Below are 14,068 nucleotides of genomic sequence, written 5' to 3'. Positions count from 1 at the left end.
CTGGTATACCAATATATACCAATACCGGCTTACTTTTATGCACCAAACGGAACATAATAAGCGCTTGACATTTTAATCGTGAAAAACATAACTCAAATCAGCCAGCTATACCTGCGTGTTGCAATCGGTGTTGGTTACATCGTACCCAGTTTAGACAGGCTTGGCGTCTGGGGCCCGCCGGGAGGAAAAAATATCTCATGGGGCAACTGGCAGTCGTTCTTAAAATATGCCTCTGAAACAATGAGTTTTCTTCCCACTCCATTGATTACACCATTTGCCGTGATTGCTACCACCGCAGAACTGTTATTGGGATCACTGCTGATTATTGGAAAGTGGACAAGGATAGCAGCCATGGGAAGTGGACTGCTCTCACTTCTTTTCGCCCTATCGATGACCATTTCCTTCGGAATAGTTTCACCGCTGAGCTATTCCGTATTCACGTTAAGTGCCGGAAGCTTCCTGTTGTCATCAATCGAACGTTACTCATGGAGTCTTGATCAAATCGCTCTAAATAAAAACATATGAAAGCCAACATCATCTCACCTGTGCACATCGAACTAACGGAATTGAAAGAGAGAATGAACATCAACGAAGCTGAGCCCGGCATCTACAAAGCGATGGGCGCTTCCGACAAACAAGTGCAGGCCTTTGCGCTCGACAGAATACTAAAAGAATTTATCCGAATAAGAGTATCACAGCTCAATGGCTGTGGTTACTGTGTCGATCAGCACACCGGTGACGCTCTGAAACTTGGCGTACCAACCCGGAAGCTATTCGCAATAAGTGCGTGGTGGGAAACGCCGTTCTTTACAGAGGAGGAAAAGATTACTTTGAAACTTGCCGAAGAGGTTACGCACATTTCAGACGGGGGAGTGTCAGATGAAACATTCGAAAACGCCTTGCGCATTTTAGGAAAGGAAAAACTGGCTCAGGTAATCTTCACTGCCGTCACCATAAATAGCTGGAACCGGATTGCTATTTCGATGCACATGGTTGCCGATAAGATTGAATGATCCATTAGTGCAGTAACTGATCATTCAAATAATCAAGCGGATCATTCCTTCATTACGTGATCCTTCCCCATTTATCTTATTCACCAACCCAATTCTAATTCATATGAGATTTTTAACCGCAGCGGTTCTGTTGGGCCTACTGTTTGTAATAAACAATCTGTATGCCCAGCATCATGGATCCGGTACTTCAGCAGCTAAGATCACTGACAGGATTATTCTCCAGCAAATATTAGATGAGCCGGCATTAGAAGGAAAGGAAGTCCAAATGGTAATCGTCGATTTTCCTCCCGGCATTGTATCCGGGCCACATCGCCATCCGTGTCAGACGTTCGGATATCTGCTGGAAGGTGAGTTAGAGTCTGAGTTCGAAGGAAAAAAATACTCCTACAAGAAGGGAGATTCATTCTACGAGTTCCCAAATGGACTGCATAGCCTGACGAAAAATCCAAGTCAAACAGAAACAGCGAAACTTCTTGTGTTGTTCATACTCGACAAGGGCCAGGATACTTCTGTCAGAGAGAAAACGAAATAATGGCAATTGCTATGGACGTAATTCGACAGCACAGTTAGCGCCACAACCTATCACAACCTGGCGGTTGCGGCTTGCAATCAGCCGTAGGCTGGCGGCTAATTCATAATTCTTAATTTTAATTCTTAATTCTTCTACATTCCAAAGAGCTTTCTGATCACGGCAAGTTTCCAGTCCTTATAAGGATAGTATTTTAAAGGAGGCTCGAACCATGTCGGCCTGCGGATGAAGCTTTTGTAGTGCGAAAAAGCTTTGAAGCCCGCCTCACCGTGATAGCTTCCCGTTCCGCTGTTTCCAACTCCACCGAATGGCAGTTCATCGTTTGCTAAATGAACCAGTACATCATTAACAGCGCCACCTCCAAAGGATACTTCGCTGAATATCCTCTCGCGAATGCTACTGCTCTCCGTAAAGAGATACAGAGCGAGCGGCTTCGGTCGTGACTTAACAAACGAGACAGCACCTTCTACGTTTTCGTAAGTCAACACCGGTAAAATCGGACCGAAGATTTCGTCTTCCATAACTTTATCGTCGCCCGCTATGTTCGTAAGTACCGTTGGTGCAATCAATCGCCTGGAGCGGTCATGTTCACCGCCAACGAGTACAGTCTTCGGATCAATCAAACTTACCAATCGGTCAAAATGTCTTTCACTGATGATTTGCGCGTAGTTCTCATTTTCAAGTGAAAACTGAGCGAGTTTGATTTCTTCTTTAAGGATGTCGAGAAAACTATTTTCAATTCTCTTGTCAACCAGAACATAATCAGGTGCCACGCACGTTTGTCCTGCATTGACAAACTTTCCCCACACCAATCTCTTAACAACGATCGTCAGATTTGCATCGGCGGCAATGATCAAAGGGCTCTTACCACCAAGCTCAAGAGTAACCGGCGTGAGATGCTTTGCTGCAGCCTGATAAACGATCCTGCCCACGGACACGCTACCCGTAAAGAATATTTTATCAAATGACTGCTCCAGCAACTCCGTTGTTTCCTTAACACCTCCCTCAACGACTGTGAGAACGCGCGGATCGAAATACTTCGCGATCATCTTAGACAAAGCTGCACTGGTGTGAGCTGCAAGTTCGCTTGGTTTTAGTATGACCGTGTTACCCGCAGCAAGAGCAGCAATGGTCGGCACCAGATTCAAATTGATCGGATAATTCCATGCTCCTATAATAAGGCATGTGCCAAGAGGCTCAGGCATGATATAACTTGCGCCTGGAAGATTAGCCATGTGCGTGGTTACACGCTTGCTTTTCGACCAGCTTTTTAATTTTCGTATCGCCAGATCCAGTTCATTGTATACGCCACTGAATTCAGTAACGAGTGTATTAAAACTTCCCTTCTGAAAATCCGCGAACACTGCGTCTAGCAATTCGCGCTCCGAGCTCTTAATTGCTGACTTCAGTTTTTTCAGCTGCTCAATCCTGAAGTCCAGCGACTTCGTTGCGTTGCTGTTGAAGAACTGCTTTTGATTGCTGATCAGTGTCTTCACCGAATTTTTGATCACGTCACCTGCGTTAGATTCCTCATCTACCTGTCTTTCAATACTTGCCATCTTTATACTCTTGTGATCCATCTGCTAACTGTTACGCGTAGTAAAAATTCTGTTCTCTCAGGAAAGCGCAATAAAAGAAAATTCCCTCATTTTGATTTGACAGGAATGAATTGCAAATTTCAATTTGGTCAAACTACGGGCACTCGTAAACGTTGATTTTTAATACTTGTGTGTGTAAACGGGCCGGAAAGCAGACCCATTATTCCAAAATCATTATCAAAATATTAGTATGAATCGTGTTGTATCGTGGTTTCAAAAACCTTTCAGGTTGCTGGATTCGCGTCGTTCACGCTGGCAGCTGGTAATTTTTTGTGGCGTTTTTGGCTGTCTGTTTCTTATGGTCTTCAAGCCCTTCAATATCAATACGTGGTTCACAAATGTACGGACTCCGTTGTTTGTGATCCTTACCTTTTTTTCAACTGCAGGCATGGCGGCGCTTGCACTGAGTCAGCTTGCAATCCGTTCAATATTCAATATTACGCTCACGACACGTGGCAGTTTTCTCGGTTGGCTGGTCATCGAGTTCTTGTTGATTTCCATAGCTATCCATACCGTAAACATCATGGTATTGGGCATGTCGTTCTTCGACGTCCACGAGTATCTCGTTACACTGAAGTATACCCTGATGCTTCTCGTGCTCCCCTATTTTTTTGGGATCGTCCTGTTGTTAGTACAGGACCAGCTTTCCGTTGTTGAGGAGCTCACCATTAAGGCCAGTAAGCCTGCCGTCGCAACGAATATTACCATCAATGATGAGAATGGAAAGGCGGTCGTTCACATGCCCGTCCGCAACATCCTTTACTTCAAGTCGGAGGACAACTACATCTTTCTATATTATAAAGGCGACAATGAACTGAAGAAAGAGCTCATCCGGACAAATCTCAAGAAATTGGAACAGGACCTGAGCCTGCAGAATTTTATTCGGATTCATCGTTCTTATATGATCAACATTGAAAACCTCGTTGCGGTGTCGCGAACGGCTCAGGGGTATCGTGTTAAAATGGAAGATGGGTCAGATCAAATCCTGTCGGTCTCCGCAAAATATCAGCAGGCGTTCGAAGATCGCATCGTACAAAAAGCCTCCTGATCGCCTCAATTTCACCCCGCCGAATCCAGTTTTACCCCAAAACGTCTTTCGTGATACTTCTTTGACCCGAAGCCGTTGCACCTTAGCATCCAGTCAATCCGGGTTGGAACAATATGTCGGGAGGGTATTACTACGTCGTCTTTGCGTTGATATTTCTTGCCTGCTCTTCAAGAGAGCAGAATAAAATTGCAGAACAATATACTGCGGCGTCGCAACTGCCGGCGGGAAATCCTGTCGAAGGATTGGGCCTTTACGCACCGTGTAAAACGTGTCATGGCGACTACGCCCAGGGTAACAAGCAACTTAACGCCCCCGCCCTGGCCAATTCAGACATCTGGTACCTGCAGCGTCAGCTCAGGAATTTCCAGAAAGGAATCCGTGGTTATCACGCACAGGATTCTTCCGGCCTTCAAATGGCTGCAATGGCGAAAACCCTCAAAGACTCGATAGCTATAGCTGATGTTGTGGCTTACATCGAAACCATGCCCGATGTTCAGATCGCTTCAACAATAAAAGGCGACATCAAAAAGGGCGAACGCACCTATCAAAGTACCTGTGGATCGTGTCACGGTCCCGGTGCAAAAGGAAATGAAAAAATGAACGCTCCCCGTCTGAATGGCTTAGACGATTGGTATATCCGGCAACAAATATCAAAGTTCAAGTCTTCGGTACGGGGGGCACACCCCGAAGATAAGTTCGGAGCGCAGATGGTTCCTATGATGGCATTGCTTGCCGATGAGCAGGCAATCGATGATGTAATAGCTTATATCAGATCGACAACTCAACCAGCACAATGAAACTGGCAGTGATCCTTCTTTCACTAAGCTGCGCAATCGCGTTGTTTATCGTTGCCCGCCCAACGAAAGAAGAATCACAGTCGCTTGCTTTGTGCAATACCTGTCCGCCAGGTTTCGAATTAACAGATAACAACACGTGCGCACTCCGGACACCTTATCAGCAATACGAATCACGGGAGGGCAATGATCCTGGCGTTGGTGGTTTAAAGACGCCATTGCCCGCAGTGCGCGATGGCTTCACTCCGCAGCAGATTGATTTGGGAAGATATCTTTTCTTCGATCCGGTATTGTCGAAAGACGGAACGGTTTCATGCGCCTCATGCCATCAGCCCGCAAAAGGATTCAGCGACGGATTAAAAACAAGCGTTGGCATTCACAATGCATCACTCCCGCGTTCGGCACCAAGCCTATGGAACGTGGCGTTCTATAAAAAATTCTTCTGGGATGCACGCGCCGCTTCACTGGAGGCGCAAATGACGGGGCCGCTATACGCAGAAGATGAAATGGGCACCACCCGCGAGCAGCTCCTCAAAACCTTAAACAACATAGAATCATACCGACAACTGTTTCGTCAGGCCTTTCCATCAAAAACATCGGATGAAATTGAGCTGAACGAGATCTATACGTCGATCACTGCATTTGAGTCATCATTAATTTCGCTTAACAGTCGCTACGATCAGTACGCTCATGGCTATCATGAGGCATTGAACAAGGAAGAGATTGAAGGGTTGAATATTTTCAGATCGTTTGTTGCGCGTTGTGCTGAGTGTCATACACCCCCGTTGTTTACTAACCAGCAGGTCGCGGTTATCGGATTGGCTGAACCCGACGGAAAACCGCTTGATCCTGGAGCGCAACAAACTTTTCATGACGCTTCGCTGCGCGGCGCATTCAAGGTACCAAGCCTGAGGAATATTGATCGCACAGCTCCTTATACACACGCCGGCCGCTTTGCTTCGATGCGTGAGATGATTGCCTTCTACACAGCAGGCCGCGGACACGAAGTTCCAAAGGATGAAAAGCTCCACATCCACTGGCATATCTGGGAACCCCAGCTTACTGCCTATGAGATGGACCGCCTCGTTGATTTTTTAAAGACGCTTACCGACGAAAGCTTTACTCCACAGATACCGAAAACACTCCCTTCCGGTATCACAGTGGATCAATCCGTTCAACAGCAAACACTGTCAGCCATTCAATAAAAACATTCAATAACCCTTAACCAAAGTCCTTCATGAAAATTGCAATTCGCGCAATCCTCATAGTGGCCGTCTTCGCGATTGGCGCCTATTGTGGAAAGCTATTCTTCGGCAGAGGTTCGGACATCCCTGCCCCTGTCCCCACATATTTTAGTCAGTCGGCAACTTCCGGTGATTCAGTTGGAGTTGGTGCCGGAACTATTACAGGAAAAACCATCGAAGTAAAGAAAGGTCAATCGATTCAGGAGGCAGTTGGCAAAGCTGTTTCCGGTGATCTGATCCGGATCTATCCCGGCGTATACAACGAAACGGTATACATCGACAAAGACAACATCTCTCTTCAGGGCGTAATCGAGAACGGCGAATGGCCTACACTCGACGGAAAGAAAACCATGAACGATGCCATCCTGTATTCGGGCAACGGCACACTGATCGAAAACATGAAGATCACCAACTACAAAGGCAATGGCATCATGGGTCAGGCCGGTAACAATTACGTGATCAGAAACAACTGGATCGTCGACACCGGTGTATACGGAATCTTCCCTCAGTTCGGAAAGAATGGTATCGTAGAGCGTAATATCCTTACGGGCATTGAAGACGCTGCCATCTACATCGGCATGTGCGACAACATCGATGTACGATTCAACGAAGTATACGGCAACGTTGCTGGTATTGAAATTGAAAACTCACGCCACGCACTCGTGGAATACAACTATACGCATGATAACACCGGTGGTATTCTTGCATTCCTCACACCTGGATTACCTATCAAAACATGCTTTGATGTGATCATTCGTAACAACTACGTGTACAACAACAACACGAAGAACTTCGGAGCGGTAGGCTCTACGGTATCACACATTCCTCCCGGAACCGGTATCCTCGTCATGGCTGCCGACGATATCACCATCGAAAACAACATTATTACCGGTAACGATAACGCAGGCATCACAATTACCGACTACGGTTATGCTGGCGTTGATCACGCAAGCGATCCCGAGGCTGAACCAAACTCAGACCGGATCACGCTGCTCGACAACTTCATGGGCAACAACGGAAACAATCCAACAGCCGATGTAAAGACCATCATGTTAACCAAGCTCTCAAAACTTGGCCCTGATATCATTGCTGTCGGTGGCGGCGTTGGAAGCTGTATCGTTAATCCAGGCCGTTACAGAACGTTTGGTGTTGATGCCTATGCAAAATGCCAGGGTGTTGACACGAGAGCCGTGAAGACTTATCTCCTTGACAAACCTGTTACCCCGCGCGTAACGGCAATGATCGAAAAGGGCAAGATGACTTACTACGGTGTTTGCTCTGGTTGTCACTCCTACAGCACACGGTTGGTTGGCCCTCCGGTAAACACCATTCAGGCACTGTACAAAAATAATCCTAAGGGACTTGCAGATTTTATTGCTGCTCCAGTTCACAAGCGCGACGATTATCCTGAGATGCCACCGCAGAACTACCTCACCGAGGAGACACGAAACGCGGTTGCTGAGTATATGTTGTCCATCACGAAATAACCGAGCAAACAAAGCCCCCGAATTTCAAAACACGTTAATCATATGAAGCATTTCTACTATGCAATTTTATTCCTCCTGATGATCGCGAGCGGAACATTGCACGCTCAGTCGGTTGTTTCAGGAACAGTGATCGACAACGACACGCAGCAGGCCTTGCCCGGCGTTAACATCGCCGTGAAGGGTCAGGCCGAAGGTGATTTCACCTCCAACGATGGCGCCTTCAACATTAAGGTGAACAACTTTCCCATCACTCTTGTGTTTTCATTCATTGGATTCGAAACACAGGAGATCGAAGTAACCAGCGCCACCAGCCTGAAGGTTACTATGATGCCTGCATCTTTACTGATGCAGGAAGTTGTTGTGGCCGCGAGCCGCACGGCTCAAAGGAAGATTGAATCACCCGTTACCATCGAACGATTCAGTACCAAGGATATCCTCAACTCACCACAGGCGAACTACTACGACATGATCCAGGGCCTCAAAGGTGTTGACGTTACCGTGTCGAGCATTGGCTTTACGTCTGTAACGACCCGTGGCTTTAACACCAGCGGTAATACCAACTTCCTGCAGATGGTTGATGGAATGGATAACCAGGCTCCCGGATTGAACTTCCCTCTCGGCAACGTTCTTGGTCCGACACAGCTCGATGTAGACAACGTGGAGCTTCTCTCTGGTGCATCATCAGCGCTGTATGGTTCACGCGGTTTGAACGGTGCCATGATCATCACCAGCAAGGATCCTTTTCAGCATCAGGGCCTAAGCGTGCAATTAAACCAGGGAGTGAATCACGTAAAGAATAAAAAGTCAAATGATCCGGTTGACGCATCTCCTTACACTGATATTGCACTGCGATACGCTAAGCGCCTGGGTGATAAGTTTGCATTCAAGGTCAACTTTCAATACACGAAAGCTCACGACTGGGTGGCTACCGATACAACAAACAAGAATGGAACCGGCACACGCTATACTGATCCTAACTACAATGGCGTGAACCTGTACGGTGGTGCTACCTCTGTTGATATCAACCCGTTTCTGATGTACGCTCTTTCACAGGATGCATCGTTAGCACCGATCATCGAACCTCTTCTTCAGAAGGAAAACAAAGTAGCACGTACCGGATATCCCGAGTATGGCTACCTGAACAATAACATTGAACTGATCAAGGCAAACGCTGAACTGCGTTATAAAATTTCACCTAAGGTGCAGGCAATTGTATCTGGTACTTACGGAACCGGAAGTTTGGTGTATACCAACGACACACGATATCAGTTGAATGATTTCAAAGTAGGCCAGGTCCGCGCTGAGCTTGCTTCCAAGAACTGGTTTCTGAGAGCTTATACTACGCTTGAGAACTCAGGCAACACCTTGATCGCAGGACCAACTGCACAGTTGATAAACGAAGGCTGGAAGGTAAGTTATGATGGCGGTGCCGGTGGATGGTATCCCGAATACACAGGCGCGCTTATTCAGGCCCTCGCCATGGGAGCCGACATCAACAGTGCCCACCTGGCAGCACGTTCTTACGCCGATATCGGTCGTCCTGAACTTGGTTCAGCTGAATTCAATTCATTAAAACAAGCCATTTCACAAAAGCCGATCACAGAAGGCGGAACATTGTTTCTCGACAGAAGCAAGTTGTTCAACGCTGCCTTCCAGTATAACTTCTCAGATATCATCAAATGGGCAGAGATCATCGCTGGCGTAAACTACAGAATGTATAACCTGGATTCGAAGGGCACACTGTTCCCCGACTACGACGGACCGATCAACATGTATGAATACAGTGGCTATGCACAGATCATCAAAAGACTTTTGGAAGAGAAGTTAGCATTGACAGGTTCCATCCGACTTGACAAAAACACGTTGTTTGAAGAAGCAAAGCCAACGCTGAGACTTTCATCCGTATACGAAGTAGCAAACCAAAACTACATCCGCTTCTCGTACCAGAATGCTTATAGCTTCCCTTCAAACATCCAGGCATTGCAGAACACTCTGAATGGAACGAATCCTCTTTCGTTCTCTGCAGGTGGTTCATCATACCTGTTGAACGGAACGTATCACTTCGATCAGTACGCACCTTATACACTGAAGAGCGTTGAAGCATATCAGGAAAGCGGCGACCCTGCAGACCTGAAGAAATACATAGTGAACGACATCAAGCCGCAGTCGGCGAATTCTTTCGAACTTGGTTATGCTGCCGTACTTGGCAAGAGAGTTCTTATTGATGTTTTGGGGTACTATGCCACATGGCAAGACTTCGTTTCCTACACGGACGTAGCGAATACGCCAGGCACTCAGGATCCAACAGCTTTCCAGGATCCCAGCACCTACGTAAAGTATAACATTGCTTACAACAACTCCGAATCAGTAAACACGTACGGCTATGCTGCCAGCGTTAACGTTGACCTCACCAAAAACTTTATGGCAAAGGTTAACTACTACTCCGACCACATCAGGAACAACGACGATGAAGGCGTGACTCGTTTCAACACTCCTAACTATCACATCAATCTCGAGTTCGGCAATACAGGTTTCGGAAAGAAGAAAGAGTTTTCATTCAACACAACTCTTCGCTATAAGCCTGGATATTTCTATCAGGTGGCCGGCGGGTTAGGACAAGGTACAGTCCCCGCTTCAACTGTAATCGATGCTTATGTTGGTTACAAGGTTATCAAGGCTCACTCAACGATCAAGCTGGGAGCTACTAACCTAACGAACAAGTACTACTCAACCGGTATCGCGAACCCGATGATCGGCGGCATGTACTACATTTCGTTGGGCTATAATGTGTTCTGATCGCCGGAATGAGGCGCAATAAGTTTAAAGTGAAATTCATAACCTAAACTGTGAATACCTGATGTCGATAAGACAGCAGGGCTAAAGGGGGGAACATTGTTCTTCCCTTTTTTTGTGGCGTTTCGTAGAAGAGCCTTGCGTGGCTAAGATTTGGCATCATTTGGCCAACAGCTCATCTATAGCAGTTCTCAAATAAGTTTCCTGTTTCTGCGAATCAAAGAACGACCCCGTCAGCTTCTTCGATATTTTTCCCTGCTTGTCAATAAACAGATGCGTGGGAAACGGAAGAATTTTACTCAGGTCCTTATTGCCGAAAGGCGCTTCATTTGCAATAAGATCAAAGTCTATCTCGATGTTTCTGTTGGTCAATGCCCCGATTCGCTTCTTGTGTCCCTCCAGGAATTCTGACAGTTCCTGTTCTTTGTCCAGCAGAAGTGAGATGAATACAAAGTCTTCGTTGCCGTTGTAGACAGTATCCAGTTTGTTTAACACCGGAATCTCCTGCCAGCATGCTCCACAGTGTATGGTCCAGATATTCAGATACACCACCTTTCCGGATAGACTTTCATTGGTGACCAAATTCCCCGAGAGGGTTGTAAGATTGAATTGAGGAAGTTCGTTGCCGATGATACAACTCTCAAATGCAGACTCCAGCGTCCGGAATAAGCTATCCACCTTCTTATCGTTCCTCTTTTGTGTGACCGCATCCAACTGGATTTTTTGCCACTTCGAACGAAACTCGGCAGCACATTCATTAAACGTCTGTGCCTGTAAACCAATGGCCGAAAGAAGAAACATCGAAAGCAGAAGAGGTGTTTTCATATGGATAACCTGGCTAACATCAATACATCGTGTTAACTAAGTTACTCAATTTCAAATGCTCCGCAAGACTAGCCAAACCACCTGGTCGACCAAACATTACAATACCTTCCAACACCACTCCATTGGAAGTGAGTCGTCTTCAGGGTATTATTACTATGGAATTTGAAATCCAGTATATGGCCTTCCTCATGAATCAACTCTCAAAGCATGAATCACGTTCCTAAAGCGATACTCTTTGGATTGACCATCCTCGGTTTAGTAAACTGCTCCAGACCCGTGGAACTACCAAAGGCTGATCCTGATAACGGCGGATTGTTTTTTCCAGAAGGTTTCGAAGCTGTGGTGGTCACCGACAGTATAGGCCGCGCCAGGCACATCACCGTGAACGACAACGGAGATATTTATGTAAAGCTAACTTTCAATGATGCCATGAACGGCAGCGGTGGAACGGTTGGACTTCGCGATACCGACTCCGACGGCAAGGCCGACACCATTGCTTACTTCGGCGACTATACGGATGAAGGCTATTCCGCTGTTGGCGTAACCATTCATAACGGATATCTCTACACCAGCACGGTGAGAAGGGTGCTCCGTAATAAGTTGACACCAGGAAAGCTGGTCCCCGAAAGTGAAACGGAGGTAGTGCTGACAGATATTGATGAAAACGTGGTGAAGAACTGGCACACCACAAAGCCTCTTGCCTTTGACAATCACGGCAACATGTACGTTCCCTTTGGCTCTCCTTCCGATGCATGCCAGGATATAGCTAAATATGGTCCGGTAGGTTTGCCCAATGGACATGGAATTGATCCCTGTCCTGAGTTGGTGGAGCACGCCGGAATCTGGCGGTTTGATGCTAACAAAACCGGGCTCACTCAAAAGGATGGACATCGGTTTGCAACCGGTATCCGTAGCGTTGTGGGCATGCAATGGAATCCTGCCGACGAGAGCCTCTACGCTGTAGGAAATGGAATCGACAATTTCCACACGATGTTCCCCAATCTTTATTCAGCATGGCAGGCCGCCGTTCTCCCCGCAGAAACGCTTTTGAAGGTCACCGAAGGATCGGACTTTGGATGGCCGTATGCCTACTATGACCAGATGCTGGATAAAAATGTTCTGCAGCCGGGATACGGAGGCGACGGAAAGAAAACTGAACGCGCAGATAAGTTCGACGTGCCTGCTTTTGGATTTCCCGGTCATTGGGCCCCTATGGATATTTTGTTCTATCAGGGTGAACAGTTTCCGGAGCGCTATAAGAACGGCGCATTCGTCGCCTTTCACGGATCCACAGACCGGTCGCCTTACCCGCAGGCGGGTTACATAGTCTGCTTTATCCCGTTCGAAAATGGCAAGGCCACCAAAAAATGGGAAGTGTTTGCTGACGGTTTTACAGGTGTTGACACCGTTGTAAACACCAATGACGCTGCCTACCGTCCCATGGGTCTTGCAACCGGACCGGATGGCTCTCTGTATATCAGCGAGTCAAACCAGGGAAAGATTTGGCGTGTGATGTACAAAGGAGATAAAAGCAAATTTGGAGAACATGAACTGGCGTCCATGGAGAAGCGAAAGTCCAGATCGTACATAAAAACTCCGGATGAAGTGCAGGACAATCTGCGACACGGAGACGAACTGGCCGGCGGCATACTGTACGACAACTACTGCGCTATGTGTCATCAGCGGAATGGCCGCGGTGACAATAATCGTTTTCCTCCGCTCGCTGGCTCAGAATGGGTAACAGGAGATGAGTCGAAACTGATCAGCGTTATCCTGAACGGCCTGCAGGGAGCGATAACGGTAAACGGAAAGCACTACAACGGATTGATGCCTCAGCACAGTCATCTGGATGATCACGCCATTGCGTCTATTGTAACATACATAAGAGGAAATTTCGGAAATCATGCTGCATCAGTTGACGCCTTGAAGGTGCAACGCGTTCGGGAGGGCTCCCCTGTTCAGAACCGATAAATAAAAGTTGTTCAGGAACGACAATCAGCCTTGTTCACGAACGATGTATCAACGTTGTTCCGTACCACTCCATTCCTTTACCATTTCAGCAATTCACTTAACTTGCGCCGGGATTTGTCATCGACTGATCCGACCTGAGAAATATGAAGACGCTTTTAATTACAAGAGAAGGGCTGGAGAAGTTAAAAGCCGAATTGGATCACCTGTGGCGCGTTGAGCGACCAGAGACCACTCAAAAGGTCGCATGGGCAGCCAGCCTCGGCGATCGCTCTGAAAATGCTGACTATCATTATAACAAAAAGCGCCTTCGTGAAATTGACAGGCGCTTACTCTATTTACGAAAGTGTATCGATGATTTGAAAGTCGTCGACTATTCACCATTTCAGGAAGGTAAAGTATTATTTGGTGCATGGGTGGAGATTGAGAACCAAAAGGGCCATCGCATACGCTTCCGCATTGTAGGTTATGATGAGATCTTCGACACCAAAGATTACATCTCAATGGATTCGCCAATGGCGCAAGCGCTTATGAATAAGGAAGTAGGCGATGAAGTCGTGGTGAAAACAGCGGCAGGCGAATTTGTCTGGCGTGTAAAAAAGATTGAGTATGTGAAGTGATAAACCGCTTTTTCCGCTAGTAGTGGTAGCTTGTAAAAAAAACAAATCACATGCTGAATTTCGTCGACTGCGAAGACCTGCCGATTACCTTCAACATGCAACAAACCAATTTTTTTCAGCTCACATAACGAGCTACGCCTTCGAGCTTA

General features: G+C 46.9%; 12 protein-coding genes. 10 read left to right on the top strand and 2 right to left on the bottom strand.

From position 1 onward, the window contains the following. Positions 1 to 78 precede the first annotated feature (78 nt). The 3 genes from WBG78_RS29270 to WBG78_RS29260 all read left to right on the top strand — a co-directional run bounded on the left by WBG78_RS29270 (position 79) and on the right by WBG78_RS29260 (position 1,545). The gene (locus WBG78_RS29270) at positions 79 to 525 is read left to right on the top strand and encodes a DoxX family membrane protein (RefSeq protein ID WP_337330092.1); all 447 of its coding nucleotides are present in this window, start codon (positions 79 to 81) and stop codon (positions 523 to 525) included. Continuing rightward, the gene (locus WBG78_RS29265; RefSeq protein WP_337330091.1) at positions 522 to 1,013 is read left to right on the top strand and encodes a carboxymuconolactone decarboxylase family protein; all 492 of its coding nucleotides are present in this window, start codon (positions 522 to 524) and stop codon (positions 1,011 to 1,013) included. Before WBG78_RS29270 ends, WBG78_RS29265 begins: the two co-directional genes overlap by 4 nt. A 103-nt stretch (positions 1,014 to 1,116) precedes the next feature. Further along, positions 1,117 to 1,545 (top strand): cupin domain-containing protein, encoded by a 429-nt coding sequence (locus WBG78_RS29260; RefSeq protein ID WP_337330090.1) that lies wholly within the window; start codon positions 1,117 to 1,119, stop codon positions 1,543 to 1,545. Between the two features lie 131 nt (positions 1,546 to 1,676). Here the strand turns inward: WBG78_RS29260 and WBG78_RS29255 are convergent, their stop codons facing one another. Continuing rightward, positions 1,677 to 3,122 (bottom strand): aldehyde dehydrogenase, encoded by a 1,446-nt coding sequence (locus WBG78_RS29255; RefSeq protein WP_337330089.1) that lies wholly within the window; start codon positions 3,120 to 3,122, stop codon positions 1,677 to 1,679. Between the two features lie 208 nt (positions 3,123 to 3,330). On the opposite strand from WBG78_RS29255, the gene WBG78_RS29250 reads away from it, so the two are divergent. The 5 genes from WBG78_RS29250 (at position 3,331) to WBG78_RS29230 (ending at position 10,509) form a co-directional block, all read left to right on the top strand. Then, positions 3,331 to 4,188 (top strand): LytR/AlgR family response regulator transcription factor, encoded by an 858-nt coding sequence (locus WBG78_RS29250; protein ID WP_337330088.1) that lies wholly within the window; start codon positions 3,331 to 3,333, stop codon positions 4,186 to 4,188. A 113-nt stretch (positions 4,189 to 4,301) separates the two neighbouring features. Further along, entirely contained in the window at positions 4,302 to 4,985 is a 684-nt protein-coding gene (locus WBG78_RS29245) for a c-type cytochrome (protein ID WP_337330087.1), read from the top strand. Next, complete coding sequence (locus WBG78_RS29240; protein WP_337330086.1) at positions 4,982 to 6,187, top strand: cytochrome-c peroxidase; 1,206 nt, start codon at positions 4,982 to 4,984, stop codon at positions 6,185 to 6,187. The genes WBG78_RS29245 and WBG78_RS29240 overlap by 4 nt, the downstream gene beginning before the upstream one ends. 32 nt (positions 6,188 to 6,219) lie before the next feature. Further along, positions 6,220 to 7,713: a parallel beta-helix domain-containing protein gene (locus WBG78_RS29235; RefSeq protein WP_337330085.1), complete on the top strand. Its 1,494-nt coding sequence runs from the start codon at positions 6,220 to 6,222 to the stop codon at positions 7,711 to 7,713. Positions 7,714 to 7,755: 42 nt separating this feature from the next. Continuing rightward, positions 7,756 to 10,509 (top strand): TonB-dependent receptor, encoded by a 2,754-nt coding sequence (locus WBG78_RS29230; protein WP_337330084.1) that lies wholly within the window; start codon positions 7,756 to 7,758, stop codon positions 10,507 to 10,509. Positions 10,510 to 10,665: 156 nt separating this feature from the next. Here WBG78_RS29230 and WBG78_RS29225 read toward each other — a convergent pair whose 3' ends face one another. Continuing rightward, positions 10,666 to 11,331, bottom strand: coding sequence for a TlpA family protein disulfide reductase (locus WBG78_RS29225; RefSeq protein ID WP_337330083.1), 666 nt, complete (start codon positions 11,329 to 11,331; stop codon positions 10,666 to 10,668). Between the two features lie 207 nt (positions 11,332 to 11,538). On the opposite strand from WBG78_RS29225, the gene WBG78_RS29220 reads away from it, so the two are divergent. Together WBG78_RS29220 and greB are read left to right on the top strand one after the other, a co-directional pair. Next, positions 11,539 to 13,302 carry a c-type cytochrome gene (locus WBG78_RS29220; RefSeq protein ID WP_337330082.1) on the top strand — a complete coding sequence of 588 codons (1,764 nt, stop codon included), beginning with the start codon at positions 11,539 to 11,541 and terminating at the stop codon, positions 13,300 to 13,302. A 143-nt stretch (positions 13,303 to 13,445) separates the two neighbouring features. Continuing rightward, complete coding sequence (gene greB, locus WBG78_RS29215; RefSeq protein WP_337330081.1) at positions 13,446 to 13,919, top strand: transcription elongation factor GreB; 474 nt, start codon at positions 13,446 to 13,448, stop codon at positions 13,917 to 13,919. Positions 13,920 to 14,068: the final 149 nt, after the last annotated feature.

This window comes from Chryseolinea sp. T2 (genome assembly GCF_037203685.1).
Classification (GTDB): Bacteria; Bacteroidota; Bacteroidia; order Cytophagales; family Cyclobacteriaceae; genus Chryseolinea.
This window is presented reverse-complemented; position numbering and strand designations above follow the sequence as displayed.